This is a genomic window from Mesorhizobium sp. M7A.F.Ca.CA.001.04.2.1, from assembly GCF_003998485.1.
GTDB classification, from domain to species: domain Bacteria; phylum Pseudomonadota; class Alphaproteobacteria; order Rhizobiales; family Rhizobiaceae; genus Mesorhizobium; species Mesorhizobium ciceri.
On sequence record NZ_RZQT01000012.1, the window covers coordinates 1 to 18699 of the forward strand.

The 18699-nt window shown below is 62.8% G+C and carries 17 protein-coding genes and 1 pseudogene; 8 read left to right on the top strand and 10 right to left on the bottom strand.

The window, feature by feature from the left end; all coding sequences use genetic code 11:
* Positions 1–141 precede the first annotated feature (141 nt).
* The 4 genes from EN955_RS06100 (at position 142) to EN955_RS06115 (ending at position 3384) form a co-directional block, all read left to right on the top strand.
* Positions 142–1143, top strand: a complete 1002-nt coding sequence (locus tag EN955_RS06100; protein WP_024501902.1) for an Ldh family oxidoreductase — start codon at positions 142–144, stop codon at positions 1141–1143.
* 239 nt (positions 1144–1382) lie between these two features.
* On the top strand, positions 1383–1664 hold the full coding sequence (locus tag EN955_RS06105; protein ID WP_013528193.1) for a hypothetical protein: 282 nt from the start codon (positions 1383–1385) through the stop codon (positions 1662–1664).
* 196 nt (positions 1665–1860) lie between these two features.
* Positions 1861–2313 (top strand): DoxX family protein, encoded by a 453-nt coding sequence (locus EN955_RS06110; RefSeq protein ID WP_024501903.1) that lies wholly within the window; start codon positions 1861–1863, stop codon positions 2311–2313.
* Between the two features lie 93 nt (positions 2314–2406).
* Positions 2407–3384 carry a complex I NDUFA9 subunit family protein gene (locus EN955_RS06115; protein WP_024501904.1) on the top strand — a complete coding sequence of 326 codons (978 nt, stop codon included), beginning with the start codon at positions 2407–2409 and terminating at the stop codon, positions 3382–3384.
* A gap of 29 nt (positions 3385–3413) precedes the next feature.
* On the opposite strand, the gene EN955_RS06120 is transcribed toward EN955_RS06115, so the two are convergent.
* Positions 3414–4781 carry a cytochrome P450 gene (locus tag EN955_RS06120; RefSeq protein ID WP_024501905.1) on the bottom strand — a complete coding sequence of 456 codons (1368 nt, stop codon included), beginning with the start codon at positions 4779–4781 and terminating at the stop codon, positions 3414–3416.
* A 177-nt stretch (positions 4782–4958) separates the two neighbouring features.
* Here EN955_RS06120 and EN955_RS06125 point away from each other — a divergent pair, with 177 nt between their 5' ends.
* A complete protein-coding gene (locus EN955_RS06125) occupies positions 4959–5528 on the top strand; it encodes an NADPH-dependent FMN reductase (protein WP_024501906.1) in 570 nt (189 codons plus the stop codon).
* Positions 5529–5643: 115 nt separating this feature from the next.
* On the opposite strand, the gene EN955_RS34735 is transcribed toward EN955_RS06125, so the two are convergent.
* The gene (locus EN955_RS34735) at positions 5644–5784 is read right to left on the bottom strand and encodes a hypothetical protein (RefSeq protein WP_155924935.1); all 141 of its coding nucleotides are present in this window, start codon (positions 5782–5784) and stop codon (positions 5644–5646) included.
* Here EN955_RS34735 and EN955_RS35850 point away from each other — a divergent pair.
* The 3 genes from EN955_RS35850 (at position 5777) to EN955_RS06135 (ending at position 9597) form a co-directional block, all read left to right on the top strand.
* On the top strand, positions 5777–5908 hold the full coding sequence (locus EN955_RS35850) for a hypothetical protein (protein ID WP_255337201.1): 132 nt from the start codon (positions 5777–5779) through the stop codon (positions 5906–5908). The genes EN955_RS34735 and EN955_RS35850 overlap by 8 nt on opposite strands.
* Before the next feature lie 70 nt (positions 5909–5978).
* Positions 5979–8450 carry a DNA topoisomerase (ATP-hydrolyzing) subunit B gene (gyrB, locus tag EN955_RS06130; RefSeq protein ID WP_013528198.1) on the top strand — a complete coding sequence of 824 codons (2472 nt, stop codon included), beginning with the start codon at positions 5979–5981 and terminating at the stop codon, positions 8448–8450.
* 229 nt (positions 8451–8679) lie between these two features.
* A complete protein-coding gene (locus EN955_RS06135) occupies positions 8680–9597 on the top strand; it encodes a hypothetical protein (RefSeq protein ID WP_013528199.1) in 918 nt (305 codons plus the stop codon).
* Positions 9598–9695: 98 nt separating this feature from the next.
* Here EN955_RS06135 and EN955_RS06140 read toward each other — a convergent pair whose 3' ends face one another.
* The 8 genes and pseudogenes from EN955_RS06140 to EN955_RS06175 all read right to left on the bottom strand — a co-directional run bounded on the left by EN955_RS06140 (position 9696) and on the right by EN955_RS06175 (position 18622).
* Entirely contained in the window at positions 9696–11177 is a 1482-nt protein-coding gene (locus tag EN955_RS06140; protein ID WP_024501907.1) for a hypothetical protein, read from the bottom strand.
* 147 nt (positions 11178–11324) lie between these two features.
* A complete protein-coding gene (locus EN955_RS06145) occupies positions 11325–12722 on the bottom strand; it encodes an NAD(P)(+) transhydrogenase (Re/Si-specific) subunit beta (protein WP_013528201.1) in 1398 nt (465 codons plus the stop codon).
* A 6-nt stretch (positions 12723–12728) separates the two neighbouring features.
* Complete coding sequence (locus EN955_RS06150; protein ID WP_024501908.1) at positions 12729–13157, bottom strand: NAD(P) transhydrogenase subunit alpha; 429 nt, start codon at positions 13155–13157, stop codon at positions 12729–12731.
* Positions 13154–14434, bottom strand: a complete 1281-nt coding sequence (locus EN955_RS06155; protein ID WP_013528203.1) for a Re/Si-specific NAD(P)(+) transhydrogenase subunit alpha — start codon at positions 14432–14434, stop codon at positions 13154–13156. Before EN955_RS06155 ends, EN955_RS06150 begins: the two co-directional genes overlap by 4 nt.
* An 85-nt stretch (positions 14435–14519) precedes the next feature.
* Complete coding sequence (locus EN955_RS06160; protein ID WP_013528204.1) at positions 14520–14744, bottom strand: aa3-type cytochrome c oxidase subunit IV; 225 nt, start codon at positions 14742–14744, stop codon at positions 14520–14522.
* A 197-nt stretch (positions 14745–14941) separates the two neighbouring features.
* Positions 14942–15075 (bottom strand): annotated as a pseudogene (locus tag EN955_RS06165) (DUF3096 domain-containing protein); the annotation flags it as partial.
* Positions 15076–15194: 119 nt separating this feature from the next.
* Entirely contained in the window at positions 15195–15974 is a 780-nt protein-coding gene (locus EN955_RS06170; RefSeq protein WP_013528206.1) for a hypothetical protein, read from the bottom strand.
* Between the two features lie 335 nt (positions 15975–16309).
* Positions 16310–18622, bottom strand: a complete 2313-nt coding sequence (locus EN955_RS06175) for an EAL domain-containing protein (RefSeq protein ID WP_024501909.1) — start codon at positions 18620–18622, stop codon at positions 16310–16312.
* Between the last annotated feature and the right edge of the window lie 77 nt (positions 18623–18699).

An 18699-nucleotide genomic window follows, 5' to 3' on the forward strand; every position in this document is an offset into this window, starting at 1 on the left:
GTAGGGGAGTAGGGGAGTAGGGGAGTATCAGGCCACTATCCACATTCACATTTCCATCCCCATTCGCTATTCACTGCCCACTGTCCCGTACTCCCCTATTTCCTTACTCCCCTACTCCCCTACTCCCCTAGGACGGCCATGATGCAACTCAGTCTCGACCAGGCAAAAGGACTGTGCCGGATGGCGGCACTTGGCGCCGGCGCCAATGAGGAAGCGGCGCAATCGCTCACTGCTTCGATCATATCAGCCGAGGCCGAAGGGCTTTCCTCGGTCGGTCTGTCGCATTTCATCGACTATCTCGAGGCGCTGGAAGCCGGACGCATCGACGGCAATGCCGACCCGGTGATCACCCGGCCGGCGCTGGCAGTCTATCTCTCCGATGCACGCGGCGGGCTGGCGCATACCGGCTTCGACCGCACCATCGACGACCTCGCCAAGGCGGCAAAGCTGTTCGGTGTCGCCATCTTCTCGCAGAAGAACGCCTATACATGCGGCGCGCTCGGCTATTTCACCGGAAGGCTGGCAGCACAAGGACTGGTGTCGTTCGCAGCCACCAACGGCCCGGCCGTGCTTGCCGGCTCGGGCTCGGTCAAGCCGGTCTACTGCACCAACCCGATGTCGTTTGCCGCGCCTGCCGCCGACGGGGCGCCGCTGGTCATCGACCAGTCGTCGAGCGCCACCGCTTTCGTCAACATCCGCAAAGCGGCCGAGGACGGCAAGACAATCCCGGAAGGCTGGGCACTGGACGCCAGCGGCAATCCGACCACCGATCCCGCCGCCGCCATGAAGGGTGCAATGCTCGCCTTCGGCGGTCAGCGCGGCGCCAACATCGCGCTGATGGTCGAGGTGCTGGCGGCGGGCCTGTCGGGCGCCAACTGGTCGCTCGACGCGCCATGGTTCAGCGGCGGGCCGGACAGCCCCGGCACGGGACTGTTCGTGCTTGCTATCGAACCCAAGCTGCTCGATCCAGATTTCGAGCAACGAATGAAGGACCAGCTTGACCGGCTGCGGCGGCGCTTCGGCGTACATGTGCCCGGTCGTGCCCGCGCAGAGGCCGCCGAGAAGGCGCAAGCGCGCGGCATTACCGCATCGAAGGCCGTGGTGCAGCGCATTTCCGAATTCGCTGCACGCTATTCTTCCTGAATGTCCATTAATATCAACTAATTATCGGAATCCACCCGCTGCAGGCGCGGCGCAGTGCGATTTTCTTTGCGCGCCGCTGAACCTTTCCGCGCCTTGCTGCGACCCAGCTTTGTCCAGGGCAAGGCGAGCTTGCCCGATCCACACCGAGGGAAGCAGCAAACCGAAATCGAAAGCCTGCATCACGCGAAGGCCGGTCCTTCGCGCATCGGAAAACTCAACCCAAATCAAAGGAAATTGCCATGACCAACACCAAGATTACCATGCTGACCGCCGTCCTTCTGCTCGGCTCGTTCATGGGCGCCACACAGGCAGCCACCCTGAAGGCCGCACCGGTCAAGCCGTCCAGCCCGGGTGTCATCGCTGCCCCGAGCGGCGGGGCCACCGAAGACCACTACTGCAAGAACGGCCATGCAAAATTCGCCAATTGCAGCGCCGATTTCGTCGCCGCCTGCAAGAAGGTTGGTGGCACCATGTCGGATGTTCAGGGCTGGGGTGGGCGTACTTGCTTCACGCCCTCCTGATACCGTCTCAGGTCAGGCCGCGCCGTCGGCCCCTGGCTTCGCATGGATGTCACCCGGAAAACCCCGCTTCGGCGGGGTTTTCTGCGTTTTGATCGCACGATGGTAAAACATTCTCGTTTTGGTCAACTTTTGTTTATTTGACTTCGACCAACCTGATCGGCCGTTTGCGCTGATTGAGCAAAACAGAGGAGCTACAATGTCGGCAAGCACGGACAACCCCCGCAACGCCCTTGTCATCCCGGTCCTTGGCAGGTTTTACGCGGCCCTGCACGATGGTGCCGAAACCCTTCTTCGCGTCGTCGCCGGCGGGTTTCTCGCGATCCACGGTTCGCAGAAGATCACCAATCCTTTCGGCGCTGCCGAGATGGTCGAGGGTCTCGGCTTCTATCCGGGCGCGTTGTGGTCGTTGCTTCTGGCCTGCACTGAATTCTTCGGCGGCATCTTCATCGCCATCGGGTTTTTGACGCGGCCGGCCGCCTTTGCCGGCCTGTTCGTGCTGCTGGTCACGGTCTGGTTCCACTGGGTCACCATGGGCCAAGGCTATTCGGGTGCGGAAAAGTCGCTGCTGTGGGCAGCGATCCTGCTCTTCTTCGTCATTCGCGGCGGCAACCGCCATTCGGTCGACAACCGTATCGGCAAAGCGTTCTGACAGGCTGATAGCGACGACGCGTCGCCCTTTGCCTTTGGCACGAAACGGATTATGAAACGGCTTCAGCCAAGCCTGCGAGCGCCGGAGCCAGCCATGACCGAAATCCTGCAGACCCCAAAGCTCGTCGTCGTCTTTGGCGGGTCAGGCTTTGTCGGCCGCCATGTCGTGCGCGCGTTGGCCAAGCGCGGCTATCGCATCAGGGTCGCCTGCCGGCGGCCCGATCTCGCCGGCCATTTGCAGCCGCTCGGCAATGTCGGCCAGATCCAGCCGGTCCAGGCCAATGTGCGCGTGCGCTGGTCGGTAGACCGCGCCGTGCAAGGCGCCGACCATGTCGTCAATCTGGTCGCCATCCTGCATGAGAGCGGCCGGCAGAAATTCTCCGCCGTGCACGAGTTCGGCGCCCGCGCAGTGGCCGAGGCCGCGCGCTCGGTCGGCGCCGGCCTGACCCACATTTCTGCGCTTGGCGCCGATCTGGACTCCGAATCAGACTACGCGCGCACCAAGGCGCTTGGCGAAAAGGCTGTGCTGGAGACGATCAAGGACGCCGTGATCTTCCGGCCGTCGATCAATTTCGGACCCGAAGACGGCTTCTTCAACCGCTTCGCCAACATGGCGCGCTATTCGCCGGTGCTGCCGCTGATCGGCGGCGGCCAGACCAAGTTTCAGCCGGTCTATGTCGGCGACGTGGCCGAAGCGGTGGCGCGCTCGGTCGACGGCAAGGTGGATGGCGGCCAGATCTATGAACTCGGCGGACCGAAGGTGCTCACCTTCAAGCAGTGTATGGAAGAGCTGCTCGACGTGATCGAGCGCAAGCGGCTGCTGGTGCCGGTTCCGTGGTGGGTGGCCAACATCCAGGCCTCGATCCTCGGTCTCCTGCCCAACCCGCTGCTGACCAAGGACCAGGTGATGCAGCTGCGCGAGCACAACATCGTTTCGGACGCCGCCAACCAGACCAACAGGACGCTTGCGGGGCTAGGCATCCAGCCGCAGTCGATCGCGACGATCCTGCCCAGCTATCTCTGGCGCTACCGAGCCGCCGGCCAGTTCCAGCAACGCAAGCCCGCGGCCTAATTCGGCGCAACTGCCTGAAGGTGTCATGCCTAACGCGGCGTGACCTGCATCGGTAGACCGCCTTGCGGCTGCGTGGTCAGTTTCTGTACCGGCCAGGGTTTCGTTTCGGCGGTGGTGTCGAAGCGGAAGCGCGACAGCATGATCGCCAGCGCGATGATCGCCTCCTGCATGGCGAAGCTGGCGCCGATGCAGACGCGTGGGCCGGCGCCAAACGGCAGATACTGGAAGCGGTCGATCTTTTCGCGATTTCCCGGGTGGAAGCGCTCCGGCAGGAAGGCATCCGGCCGGTCCCACAGTTTCCTGTGGCGATGCACGACCCAAGGCATCACCAGCACCGCGGCGTGCTTGGGGATATGAAGATCCTTCCACATTTCCGGTTCGATCGGCTCGCGGTTGATCGACGGCGCCGGCGGATAGAGCCTGAGCGCTTCGTCGAAAGCCGCGCGCGTGAACGGCATGGCATCGAGCCATTTCGTCGGATCGGGCTCGCGCGCCAGCACCTGGTCGATCTCCTGCTCGACCCGGTTGCGCTCCCAAGGTGATTCAGCGAGGCAATAGAGCGTCCAGCCGAGCGCACGCGCCGTCGTCTCATGGCCGGCGCCGATGAAGGTGATGATATTGTCCTCGACCTCGGCCCGCGTCAGTCCGTCGGGTCCCTCGGCCTTGAGCAGCAGTGTCAGGAAATCCTGCGGCACGGCATCGGGATCGCGCTTGAATTTCGCTTCGCGCATCTTGACCGTGTCGGTGACGATCTTGCGGAAATAGGCCATGGTCTTGCGGCCACGGATGCGGGTCAGCCTCGGCAGCCAGTCGGGCGCGCGCAACAGGTCGAGCGGATCGACGCGACCCATGGTCTCGAACAGGCGGTCGATCTCGTTGGCGAAACTGCCGGGCTCGCCTGATATCTCGCCGGAAAACAGCGTCTCGGCCAGGATGTCATAAGTGAGCAGCGTCATGTCATGGGCGATGTCAGACGTGCCGCCGTCTTCGTAACGGGTGACGAAGTCCTGCGTGCGCCTCAGCATCGGCTGGGCGAAGCCGAAGATGTGGCGCGGCGTGAACACCGGCGCCATCGCCTTGCGCGACCGCTTCCAGACCTCGCCCTCGGCGGTGAGCAGGCCGTCGCGCAGGATCGGCCGCAGGATCTTCTGGCGCACCGTCGCCATCTTGTAGTTCCTGGCGTTGTCGACCAGCACATGCCGGATCAGGGCGGGATCATTGGCGACGATCAGATGTCCGCCAACGCCGTTCGCCGAGATCCACGGCTCGTTGTAGGTATGCTCACCCCACAATTCGAGCGGGTTGCGGTAGACGATGCGGATCATCTCCAACGTCGAGGGCGGCGTCGTGCGCGGCTTCGGCGCCGGGGGAATGAAGGGGGCGGGCTGGACGTCCATGCTGTGCTCCGCTGATGACCCAATGTAGTGGGCCGCAAAGCAGGCGTCCATGTGACCGAACGGCAAGGCCCTGCTCTCCGGAATGTGACCGGTTACCGCGAGGTGCCTTCTTGTTGCCCCGAGCGGCATGCCCTAGGTGGCAGTCACCAATGGATACCGCCACCGCAGGAGCCCAGCTTGAAGCACCAGTTGAACATCATCATCGGCAGCACGCGGCCAGGCCGCGCCGGACCGATTTTTGCCGAGTGGCTGGAGAGGTTCGCGCGCGAGCACGGGAAATTCGAGCCTGTACTGACCGACATCGATGCGTTCAAGCTTCCGGTGCTGGACGAACCGCACCATCCAAGGCTTGGCAACTACCAGAACGATCATACCAAAGCCTGGTCCAAGGCGATCGATGCCGCCGATGCCTTCGTCTTCGTGGCGCCGGAATACAATTATTTCGTGGCGCCGGCGATCGTCAACGCGATCGACTATCTCTCGCGCGAATGGAAGTACAAGGCAGCCGCCATTTTCAGCTATGGCGGCGTCTCCGGCGGCCTGCGCGCGGCGCAAGCGCTGAAGCCGCTGCTGACCTCGGTAGGTGTCATGCCGATCCCGGAAGGCGTCGCGCTGCCGATGTACCAGAAACTGCTCGACGAAAATGGCGCTTTCAACGCCAGCGAACAGGTGCAGGGCGGAGCCAAAACCATGCTCGACGAGCTGCTGCGCTGGAGCGAGGCTTTGAAGCCGATGCGGGCAGGCTGAAAACGCTGGTCTTCCGCAAAAAACCCCGGTTTGCTGCCATAGAGAGGTGGTCGTGCACAGGAACGAGCTGGGGGGCAGTTCGATTTGCGCTTGCTGTTTGCCTTGCTGCCTATGCTCACCACCGCCACCGCAGTGGTGGCGCCTGGCCCTGGTCATCGCCAACGACGACCACCGCCTGATCCGGCCGCCCGCCCGACATGACGCCGGGGCGCGACCGCAGCAGGCGGCTGGCGCCGAGATACAAGTTCATGATCAAGGTTTCTCAAGGACCGCTGGCCGAAGTGAAATGGGGGCCGGCGGAGGCCCGCCATTGGCAGCCGGCCATTCCCAGTGAAATGCCTGCAAACCTTGGAAAAACCGCCTTTTGCGCCTATATCTAGTCGATATCAGAGGCGCGATTCGGCGCGGATTTTTCGCGCTGTGCAGGCGGCATCCAGACAACAGGTTTTCATGAGCGATCAGATCGACAACAACAACGGCGCTGAAGCCGAATACGGCGCCGATTCCATCAAGGTTTTGAAGGGGTTGGACGCTGTCCGCAAACGCCCCGGAATGTATATCGGTGATACAGACGACGGCTCGGGCCTGCATCACATGGTCTATGAAGTGGTCGACAACGCCATCGACGAGGCGCTGGCCGGTCACGCCGACCTCGTCACCGTGACGCTCAACCCCGATGGTTCGGTCACTGTGATCGACAATGGCCGCGGAATTCCGACCGATATCCACACCGGAGAAGGCATTTCGGCGGCCGAAGTGATCATGACGCAGCTGCATGCCGGCGGCAAGTTCGACCAGAATTCCTACAAGGTCTCGGGCGGCCTGCATGGCGTCGGCGTCTCGGTGGTCAACGCGCTGTCGGCGTGGCTAAAGCTGAAGATCCGCCGCAACGGCCAGATCTTCGAGATGAGTTTCACGCATGGCAATGCCGACGCACCTCTGAAGGCGACCGGCACCTATGAGCAGGACAAGCAGCCGGGCACCTATGAGGGCCGCAGCGGCAGCCAGATCACCTTCTTCCCGTCGGCCGAGACCTTCACCATGGTCGAGTTCGACTTCGGCACGCTGGAACACCGGCTGCGCGAGCTTGCCTTCCTCAATTCCGGCGTGCGCATCATTTTGACCGATGCCCGTCACGCCGATGTCGTGCGCCATGAACTGCACTACGATGGAGGCCTCGAAGAATTCGTCAAATATCTCGATCGCGTCAAGAAACCGCTGATCGACAAGCCGATCGCCATCCGGGCGGAGCGCGACGGGATCACCGTCGAAGTGGCGATGTGGTGGAACGACAGCTACCACGAGAACGTGCTGGCCTTCACCAACAACATCCCGCAGCGCGATGGCGGCACGCATCTGGCCGGCTTCCGCGGCGCGCTGACGCGTCAGATCACCGGCTATGGCGAATCCTCTGGGCTGACCAAGAAGGAAAAGGTCTCGCTGATCGGCGACGATTGCCGCGAAGGTCTGACGGCGGTGCTGTCGGTCAAGGTTCCCGACCCGAAATTCTCCTCGCAGACCAAGGACAAGCTGGTCTCGTCGGAAGTCCGTCCTGTCGTCGAAGGCCTGGTCAACGAAGCGCTCGGCACCTGGCTGGAAGAACACCCGAGCGAAGGCAAGGTGGTCGTCGACAAGGTGATCCAGGCGGCGGCGGCGCGCGAAGCGGCGCGCAAGGCGCGCGATATCACCCGCAAGAGTTCGCTCGGCGTCACCTCCCTGCCCGGCAAACTGGCCGACTGCCAGGAACGCGACCCGGCGAAATCCGAAATCTTCATCGTCGAGGGTGATTCCGCCGGCGGCTCCGCCAAGGGTGGGCGTTCGCGCCAGAACCAGGCGATCCTGCCGTTGCGCGGCAAGATCCTCAATGTCGAGCGGGCGCGCTTCGACCGCATGCTCGGCTCCGACATGATCGGCACGTTGATCACGGCGCTCGGCACCTCGATCGGCAAGGACGAGTTCAACGCCGACAAATTGCGCTACCACAAGATCATCCTGATGACCGACGCCGACGTCGACGGCGCCCATATCAGAACCTTGCTGCTCACCTTCTTCTTCCGGCAGATGCCGGAGCTGATCGAGCGCGGCCATCTCTACATCGCCCAGCCGCCGCTCTACAAGGTGACGCGCGGCAAGAGCTCGCAATACATCAAGGACGAGAGCGCGTTCGAGGAGTTCCTGATCGGTTCGGGACTGGAGGAAGCATCGCTTACGCTCGGCTCGGGCGAGGTTCGCATCGGGCAGGACCTGCGTGGCGCCATCGATGACGCGCTGGCGGTGCGCCAGCTGATCAACGGCCTGCACACGCGCTACAACAGAGGCGTCGTCGAGCAGGCGGCGATCGCCGGTGGGCTCAACCCGGACGTGTTCGCCGATCTCGGCCGCGCCAACGACATGGCGGAGCGGATTGCAAAACGCCTCGACATCATTGCCGAGGACACCGAGCGCGGCTGGACCGGCCGCATGTCGACCTCGAATGAAGGCGTGGGCGGCTATGTGTTCGAGCGCACGGTGCGCAGCGTCAAGGAATATGCGCATCTCGACCTGGCGCTGATCAATTCGGCCGACGCACGCCAGCTCGACCGCTACGCACAGCGCCTCAGCGAGGTCTACGGGTCGCCGCCGGTGCTGCGCCGCAAGGATGTCTCCGAAACCATCTCGGGGCCGCTGGCGATGCTCAATGCGGTCTTTGCGACCGGTCGCAAGGGCCTGACGATGCAGCGCTACAAGGGTCTCGGCGAGATGAACGCCGAACAGCTGTGGGAAACCACGCTCGATCCGAACGTGCGCTCGCTGCTGCAGGTCAAGGTCAATGACGCGACCGATGCGGATTCGCTGTTTTCGCGGCTGATGGGCGACGAGGTCGAGCCCAGGCGCGAGTTCATCCAGGACAACGCGCTGTCGGTCGCCAATCTGGATATCTGAGCTGACGTTAATCTGAATTGGCGCGCTGCGGCGCGCCAATTGTTCCACCGGCGGCAACAAAATCAATTTGCAACGCGCCGGAACGGAAGTCCCTGCGAGACATTGTGACAATATCGATCACAATTTCTAACAGGAGGTTTCCATGGGACGCGGCATTTTGCTCTGGTTGCTCGGCATACCGATCCCGATCATCATTCTGATCATGCTGTTCGTACGATAGGGGGCACTTATGCAGTCCACCCTATCGGCTGTCGACGTTTCCACTTCAACAGAATCCTCCTCCACCGCCGTCAGTTGGGGACCGATCATCGCCGGTGCCTTCGCGGCCTCGACGCTGACCTTCATCCTCATGCTGCTGGGCTCCGGGCTTGGATTGAGCATGGTGTCGCCCTGGTCGGGATCCGGCGCATCTGTCACCACTTTCGCGGCATCCACTGCCGTCTGGCTGATCATCGTGCAATGGCTGTCCTCGGGTGTCGGCGGCTACCTTGCCGGACGCCTGCGCACCAAATGGGTCGGCATCCACACGGACGAGGTGTATTTCCGTGATACCGCCCATGGCTTTCTTGCCTGGGCGTTGGCCACACTACTCGTCGTCGGCGTGCTTGGCTCCGCGCTTTCCGCTGCCATAGGCTCGGGCGTGCAGGCGGTGTCCACCATCGCGTCTGGTGCGGCCATGGGCGCATCGGCGGGGGCTTCGGCCAATGCCGGCAGCGCGTCGGCCGACAATGCGACATCCTACCTGGTGGATTCACTGTTCCGTCCGGCCGATCCGGGCAAGCTCGCGGCCGCCAATCCGGACAGCGATGCGGCCGCGGTTGGGCAGGCTTCGCGCATCCTGATCGCCGGCGCCGCGGCAGGCGAGGTTTCCGCAGACGACAAAACCTATCTGTCGCAGCTGGTCGCCGTTCGCACGGGGCTTTCGGAAGCAGATGCCAGGACCCGGGTGGATGCCGTCCTCGCCAAGGCCCAGGACGCCAAGGTCAAGGCGCAGCAGGCCGCCGACACAGCCAGGAAGGCCAGCGCGACGTTTGCCTTGCTTGGTGCGCTCTCGCTGGCGATCGGCGCCTTTATCGCCAGTGCTGCCGCGGCCCTTGGCGGCAGGCAGCGCGACGATGAGGAAGCGGTTTTTATCACCAACCGTTGAACTGCACTTGCAACAAAGCCACTCTGGCCCGCCCGGAGCGGCTTTGCTTTGAAGTTGTCGAGCGGCGCTGCCTTGGCCCCGTTCGCTGAAATCCGTTCTTATTTTCGGGGAGGAATCGCCGGCACTTCGGCTTGGCTCGGCTCCAGTTTGCGACCGAGGTCGACAGCGTCGCGCAGCACGGCGAGATGCGAGCGCGGCTGATCGCCGGCGGCAACCTCGATACCGGTCGCCGCCAACGACCAGTACAGCGTGTGGGTGAAGACACGGCCGAGGGAACCGCGCAGCTCGACCTGGATGTTTTCTATGCCCGGGCCGAAATTCTCCGCCATCGGCCCGGAGATCGGGTCGCCCGTCAGCCAACCGTTGCCGCGGTCGAAGATATTGGTCCAGCGCGTCGCAGCAAACACCGCGCCATGATGCACCGCCCGCTGCGGCTTGCCGGAAGAACGGTTGCGCCCTTCCTGATAAAGCACGGTGCCACCGGCCGCCGCTCCCTCGGCAATCGGCGGACATGCCGAGAACAGGCGTTCGGCGATGCCGCGCCTGAATTCGGCGAGATTGTGCGTCACCAGAAATTCGCTGTGGGTCAGCGGGCTACCAAGCGTGACGAAATCGCTGATCTTCCAAGGCCGATGGTTGTCGTCCCTGGTGCGCAGTTGGCGATAGAGCTCCCACTGATCGCGCCGGAACCCGGCAAGGTCGTCAAGGCTGCCGGGCCATGCCGAGCCGTCGGCAACAAGCGTCGCCTTGTCGATGGCGTGGATAGCTTTCAGTTTCGCCTTGTCGCGGATGGCCTCGAGTTTTCGGGGCCTGAAATCGGACCACAAGATCTGCAACAGGTCATAGGCGATCATCGAGCCGAGGCTGTGCGAGACCAGCACGATGCGATCGTAGGTATCGTCCATCATCAGACGCTTCAGCAGCTTCAGGCCGCGGTCGCGGATCAGCGCCCGCTTCTCTACCGTGGCCGCTTCAGCGCGCACATAGGCCGCGACATCGCCGAAATAGGGAAGGCCAAAACGGTCCACCGACCAGATGACGAACGAGGCCAGGATGGTGACGAGGACGCCGACGGTCCACGAAATCTGCTGCTGCCAAACCGACGTCGCAAGCGCGAGCGTCGCGACCAGGACGATGATGACGGCAACCAGGGTGACCAGATAGAGCTTTCGGGCGTCCGGCGGTATGTCGGCGGGCTTGCGCCACAGCAGATTTGTCACCCAGGCGGCAAGCCGGCCTCGCGTCGTGCCCTGCGTGATGTCGGCCCAGTAAAGCTCGTAGAAGTCGGTGCGGCGGCCATCGACATCGTAGGGCGTGGTGATGCGGCGAAGTTCGTACGAATTGGTCCGGCTGTCGGGAGTGATCCAGCTCTGGTTGATCTTCGCGCCGGCGGGGTCGGCCGGATCGGCGACATGGGCATAAAACGGCGCGCGGTTGGGGTCATGGCTCCAGACAGCCTGGACAAAGCCTCGCAGCGTATCCATCGGCCGCTGTTCGCCCATGCCATGCACGATCACCACCGCCTGGCCAGGCTTGCGCGGCGCTTTCCCGGCGGGCGGCGATGCGAACGGGTCAGGCACCAACGTCTCCGTCGACGACAATCCCGCCGTCGAGGCGGGAATTCGTCATCGTAGCGCCGAAATCGCCGTCAAGCCAAGAAAGCCAGCCAAGAAAAAGCCCGGCGCGAAGCCGGGCTCTTCTTGGCGTGTCCCGGCGCTTATCCCGGATCAGTGATCCATGGCTTTGACGATCTCTTCGGTCATCTTCTTGGCGTCGCCGAGCAGCATCATGGTGCCGTCCTTGTAGAACAGCGTGTTGTCGATACCGGCATAGCCGGAACCGAGCGAGCGCTTGACGAACAGGCAGGTGCGCGCCTTGTCGACATCGAGGATCGGCATGCCGTAGATAGGTGAGGACTTGTCGTCGCGCGCGGACGGGTTGGTGACGTCGTTGGCGCCGATGACATAGGCAACGTCGGCTTGCGCGAACTCCGAGTTGATGTCCTCAAGCTCGAACACCTCGTCGTAGGGCACATTGGCTTCGGCGAGCAGCACGTTCATGTGGCCGGGCATGCGGCCGGCGACCGGGTGGATGGCGTACTTCACGTCGACGCCATTGGCCTTGAGCTTGTCGGCCATTTCGCGCAGCGCATGCTGCGCCTGGGCAACCGCCATGCCGTAGCCCGGCACGATGATGACTTTCTGGGCGTTCATCATGAGGTAGGCGGCATCGTCGGCAGAACCCTGCTTGACCGTGCGTTCGATGCCGTCATCGGCGGCCGCTGCCGTCTCCCCACCGAAGCCGCCGAGAATGACCGAGATGAAGCTTCGGTTCATGCCCTTGCACATGATGTAGGACAGGATCGCGCCGGATGAGCCGACCAGCGCGCCGGTGATGATTAGCGCCAGATTGCCGAGCGTGAAGCCCAGGGCCGCCGCCGCCCAGCCGGAATAGGAATTCAGCATCGAGACGACGACCGGCATGTCGGCGCCGCCGATCGGGATGATCAGCAGGATACCGAGCACCAGCGAGGCGGCAACGATCAGCCAGAAGACCAGCTTGGACTCGGTGGTGACCAGCAACACGATCAGCACGACGAGCGCGATGGCAAGTGCGGCGTTGATGAAGTGGCGTGCGCCGATCATGATCGGCTTGCCGGACATGCGGCCATCGAGCTTGAGGAAAGCGATGACCGAGCCGGTGAAGGTGATGGCGCCGATGGCGACGCCAAGGCTCATCTCGATCAGGGCCTGGGCATGAATGTCGCCATCCGTGCCGATGCCGAAGCTTTCCGGGGCATAGATCGCGGCAGCCGCCACCATGACGGCGGCGAGGCCGACCAGCGAGTGGAAGGCAGCGACCAGCTGCGGCATCGAGGTCATGGCGATGCGGCGCGCGGTAACGGCGCCGACGCCGCCGCCAATGGCAAGGCCGAGCACGATCAGGCCGAAGCGACCGGCGGACGGGGTCGCCAGAGCCAGTGTGGTGGCGATGGCAATACCCATGCCGATCATGCCGTAGAGATTGCCCTGCCGGCTGGTGGTCGGATGCGACAGGCCGCGCAGCGCCATGATGAACAGGACACCGGAGACGAGGTAGAGGAAGGACGCGAAGTTGGCGTTCATGGCGCTCTACTTGTCCTTCTTCTTGTACATGGCCAGCATGCGCTGAGTGACGAGGAAGCCGCCGAAGATGTTGACCGAAACCAGCATCAGCGCGACGAAGCCGAAGCCCGCGGCAATGCCGGAGGCGGCGATGCCGACGGCAAGCAGCGCGCCGACGACGATGACCGAGGAGATGGCATTGGTGACGGCCATCAGCGGCGTATGCAGTGCGGGGGTCACCGACCAGACGACGTAGTAGCCGACGAAGATCGCCAGGACGAAGATGGCGAAGCGGAAGACGAAGGGATCGATGGCGCCGCCGGAGAGCGCATGCGCGGCATCACCGGCTGCGTCAGTGCCGCCGGGCGCGGTCGCCAGATTGTGCACCGCCAGCCGGACGGCGGCGGAGGCCTGGTCGAGCTGGTCGAGGGCTTTCTGCAGGGTCTGGTCCATCACGCGATCCCTTTCGGCTTCGACGAGGGCGACTTGGGTGCGGCCGCCTTCTTGGGCGCGGCTTTCTTGGGCGAAGCATCGGCGACCATGGTCTTGGCCGGGATCGCGGCCGGCTCGACATATTGGCCCTTTGCCGGCTGCTGGTCGGCTTTCACGAAAGCCGGATGAACCACCTTGCCGCCATCGGTCAGCATCGTTGCCTTGACCAGATCGTCGTCGCGATTGATGGCAAGCGTCTTGGTCGTCTTGTCGACCAGCGTCTCGAGAAAGGCGAACAGGTTCCTGGCATAAAGCAGCGAGGCCGACGCCGCGATGCGGCCAGGCACATTGAGATGGCCGACAATCTTGACGTTGTTGGCGGTGGTGACCACCTTGCCGGCTTCGGCGCCCTCGACATTGCCGCCGCGCTCGACCGCGAGGTCGACGATCACCGAGCCCGGCTTCATCGAAGCGACCATCGCCGCCGAGACCAGCTTGGGCGCCGGCCGGCCGGGAATGAGCGCCGTGGTGATGACGATATCCTGCTTGGCGATGTGCTCTGATGTGAGTGCCGCCTGCTTGGCCTGATATTCCTTCGACATTTCCTTGGCGTAGCCGCCGGCCGTTTCGGCCGCCTTGAATTCCTCGTCCTCGACCGCGAGGAACTTGGCGCCGAGCGAGGCGACCTGTTCCTTGGCGGCGGGGCGAACGTCGGTGGCGGTGACAACCGCACCAAGCCGGCGCGCGGTGGCGATCGCCTGCAGGCCAGCGACGCCAACGCCCATGATGAAGACCTTCGCCGCCGGCACCGTGCCGGCCGCCGTCATCATCATCGGCAAGGCGCGGTCATATTCCGAAGCCCCGTCGATCACCGCCTGATAGCCGGCCAAATTGGCCTGCGAGGACAAGACGTCCATCGACTGCGCGCGGGTGATCCGGGGCATGAATTCCATCGAGAAAGCGGTGACGCCGGCCTTGGCAAGAGCTGCCACGGCGGCATCGTTGCCGTAGGGGTCCATGATGGCGATCACAGCCGCGCCGGGCTTGTAGCTCTTCAGCTCGGCATCACCAGGCCGGCGCACCTTCAGCACCACATCGGCCTTGGCGACATCGGAAGCCTTGCCGATAGCAGCGCCGGCGCTCGCATAGTCGGCATCGATGATGCGCGATTTCAGACCGGCACCGGCCTCGACGACGACGTCGAAGCCCAACGCCGCCAGCCGTTTCACCGTATCGGGCGAAGCCGCGACGCGCGGCTCGTTGGCATCGAGCTCACGAGGGATGAAAACCGTCTGTCCCACCGCATGATCCTTTCGGCCGGAAGCTATTTCCCGCAAGACGCCGGCCGGCCTCGCGGCGGCGCCGTGGACAAGATGTCGGAAAAATCTATCGGAGGATAAAGGCGCCGACAGCCAGAATCAGCACGAACAGAATGGTCGCCGAGAAGAAGCCGCCCGCGAAGAAGCCGAAGGCCATCGCCAGGAGCAGGGCGCCACAAAACAGCGAGCCGTACTTGGCCAGCGCGAGGAAGCCCGCATAGGTGCGGTCATGCTCGGCATAGTCCATCTTCGCGCCCAGTTCGACAGGACCAGTCGGCGAGTGATCAGCCATAGGAATACCCCTTCGAAGACATCTTTCAGGCACATAGCGAAAAGCCGCGCCGAGAGCAATGGCGCTATTGCCGCACAACAACCGACAACTGCCTCAAAGAAAGATTGAAGCCAGCAGTCGACGCCGCGACGGAGTCCGATCGCTGGATTCTGATGCTTGATGCGGAACTCCGAAGGGCGGACGCTTGCGTGGCCTAAGCCGGCTAGATGCGGAAATAGCCCGAGCAACCCGACGACGATCAGATAGAGCGCGACGATGTAGTTCAACAGCCTTGGCATGCGCCGGCGATCAGCGAGATGAGCGGGGTTAGCGCAAGTGTGGAAATGGTCATGGCGGGTTCCCTCAAAAACCTCAGATCGACCCGGAGCGCTGCTCGTGGCCTCACCCAGAACGCCGAAGTCGCCAAAAGGCTCCTGTCGGCCCTGCAAAATCGTGTGGATCCCTGCCGTATCAGGCGGCTTCGTGATAGTATTTTGCCGTCGGCAGGATGGTCAGCGGCGCGAGTTCCCCGACATGCGGCGTATCGAACAGCATGCGCTGCTCCATTGGCGTCGAGCGGAAGAACGGGAACCGTGAGAAGGACCGCTCGCGGATTGCGTTGACGTCGGCGCGGTAGAGCACGACCTTGTTGAAAACGCCCGGATAGGCGCGCGACTCGCTGATCTTCTCCGAGTAGTAGATACGCTTGTAGAAGCCGGCGTGATCCTCGCGAATGGTCGACAGGCAGTAGGGCGCGTTGAAATGGAAGCACGCCATGCCGGCCAGCCGCAGCGTCAGGTAGGGAATCTGCGGGTAGACGCGCGACCATTCGGGATCGGACGCAAACCGGCTGGGACAGATGAAGCTCAGCCCGTCACGAAGCATCGGCATGACGATGTCGCCAAAGGCCTTGGTGGAAGGCGACATCGGCGTGGCCAAGGTGACGTGATGGATACGCAGCGTGCTGACGAGTTCCTGGTCGATATAGACCCCGAAGCGGTACACATTCGGTGCCTCGTCGAGCTCATCGTGAATGGTATGGTTTTCGTTGTCGGGCACCATATCGTTCGAGCGATATGACTTGTAGCGCAGGCGGTAGATGTCCTCGAGATCTTCGCCCTTGTCGCAGCGGCGGTACTCTGTCCGCTCAAGCATCGCCGAAACGTTGCGGGCGAAGCTGGACATGGTGTCGGCGGCGTCCTTGCCGTCCTCGCCCGTCACCGGACGAAGCGAACTCAACTGCACAATCATCAACTCAATCCCCGTACATTGCCGCCGCGATCCGACACTACGACAGGGTCTTGGGATGTAAAAGATGAAAACAGGAAGCAGCCCGTTTACCAGTCGTTAAGGTTAACGATTGCTAAAATAAAACTAAAATTGGTGGTTTTCTTCGTTTTCTGCGTCGCGACGGGGAAAGAGCGTGTCTCGAACATGACGGGAAGCGGCTGAAATTCTGGCATGGCCCGCGATGTGCAAAGAAACCTCGAATGCGGTGAATGCCTAAAGCCTGGGCGCCTGTTCAATCCTGATGGAAACAGGGATGGGCTCTCAGTGCCTGGGCACCATGCGCCAGGCGCCGCAAATCAGCGGCGTACCGCCTTTTTGGCGGTCCTGATATCCTTGGCGAAGGGCCATACCGTGTTCGACATCGTCTCGATGCCGGAAGCGCTGAGCGCCGAACCGAACAGGAACCCCTGGACAAGATCAGGCTTGACCTGCAGCGCCAGGATCTTGAGCTGCTCGAAGGTCTCGACCCCTTCGACGGTCACCGAAAGCCCCAGCGGCCGCGACAGGTTGACGATACCCTTGAGCAGCTCGAGCGAACGGGGATTCTGGGTGACGTCCATCAGGAAAGAGCGGTCGATCTTGATCTTGTCGAGCGGCAGCTTGTGCAGGTAGCTCAGGCTCGAATAGCCGGTGCCGAAATCGTCGAGCGCGATGCGCACGCCAAGCTGCTTCAGCTCCTCAATATACTGGCGCGTCAGCGACTTGTCGTCGAGCAGCGCCGTTTCGGTGACCTCGATCTCGAGCCTACTGGCGGCGAGGCCGGAGCCGGCCAACGCATCGCGAACCTTCTGGATGACATCGCGGCTGCGGAAATCCTTGGCCGAGAGATTGACCGAAACGCTGGTCTGGTCCGGCCATTTGGCGCATTCGGCGCAGGCTGCCTGCAGCACGAAGGTGCTGATCTCGGAAATGATGCCCATTTCCTCGGCAAGCGGAATGAAGATGCTGGGCGAGATTGGCCCGAGATCTGGATGATCCCACCGGCACAGCGCCTCGCAACTGGCGATACGCATGGTGCTCATCGCCACGATCGGCTGATAGACCACCCGCAGGCTCTTGCCCTCTACCGCGGTGCGCAGATCCGCCTTCATCAGCTGACGGTTGCGGAAGGCGGCATCCATCGAAGCTTCGAACAATCGCCAGCTGTTCTTGCCGAGTTCCTTGGCCTTGTAGAGCGCCAGGTCCGCCTTCACGATCATGGCGTCGACATCGGTATCCTTGACCCGTGACAGCACCGCGCCGCCGCTGGCCTGGATGCGCAGCCCGTGACCGGCGACGTCGACTTCCCCTTGCAGGCCGGCGAAAATCTCGTCGAGCTGGCTGGTCAGATGGCTCTCATCCTCGACGCGGTCGAAGAAGATCATGAACTCGTCGCCACCGAAACGGCTGACCGTGATATCTTGCTTGGCAATGGCGGCAAGCCGCTCGGCAACGGCATAGATCAAGCCGTCGCCGATCGGATGGCCAAGCGTGTCGTTGACGCTCTTGAAATCGTCGAGATCGAGCACCGCAAGGCCGCAGAGACGGTCGCGATCGCCGGACGCCATGGCCTCGCCCACCAATTCATGGAAATAGGCCCGGTTGGGCAGGCCGGTGAGATTGTCGTAGCGTGCCATGAAGCGGATCTTGTCTTCCGCCTCGACACGGGCGGTGACGTCCTCGAAGGTGATGACGCCCAGTTCCTGGCTGCCCTCGCGAGCCGAGAACTCGTAATGCTGGCCGTTGGCGAGGGAAACCAGCACCTTGCGGTCGCGACCCTCACGCAGGGCACGCGTCAGCTGCGCCTCGATGTAGCGGCAATCCTTGGGCGCCAGCATGCCGCCGGCGACACCGCGCATCAACAGACCGTGGATCGACCGTCCGAGCAGCGCGTCGGGCGACTTGAGCGACATCAGATGCGCGGCCTCGGCATTGGCCACCGCGACGCGGCCGTCCGGACCGAGCATGACAAGGCCGTGCGACATGGTGTTGAGCGCCCGGTTGAAGCGCTGGGCAATGCGGTTGGCCTTCTTCTCTTCCGAGACGGCCGCAAAAAGCACATCGCGTACGGTGTTGGCGAATTTCCGGATGGCGAACAGGAACGGCGCCGACAGGAGCCCGAGGAGGACATGGTAGATGTCGCCGCGCAGCAGGAAGCCAAGCGAGATTGGCCAGGTCAAGGCAATGGTCAGGATGGTGACCATGCGCGGCGAGCCGTAGTTGCGGCCGGCGATGGAGGTCGCCGTCGCCAGCGTCAGGCAAACGGAGGCGATTTCGGCGAAACCATCGCGCGCGAAATAGATGCCGAGCAGGCAGAAAGCGCCAAGCGTCAAGCCATGCAGGGAGCCATAGAGAATGTAGTCATTCTCACGCTTGTGCGCCTCTTCCCAGGTCGTCGGCGACGGCATGCTGTTGTATTTTCGAAAGTTTCTCATGCGGAACACACCGACGAGAACCATCGAGATCGCGACCAGCAAATACCGCGGATCGCCGCTCTTCCACCAGACCAGGCCGATCAGGAAAGTCTGCGCGAGAATGCCGATCGAAAGCGTCAGCCCGTCGCGAAACAGGGTTTCCACGAACGGAATATAGACGTCGACCGGGATCTCGTTCTTTTTTCGCAGATTCAACGCCTGAATCCCAACCCTGGGGAGCCAAGCAGTGCCACATCCGCCTTAAGAAAGATTTAGAGAGACCCTCGCGCTCC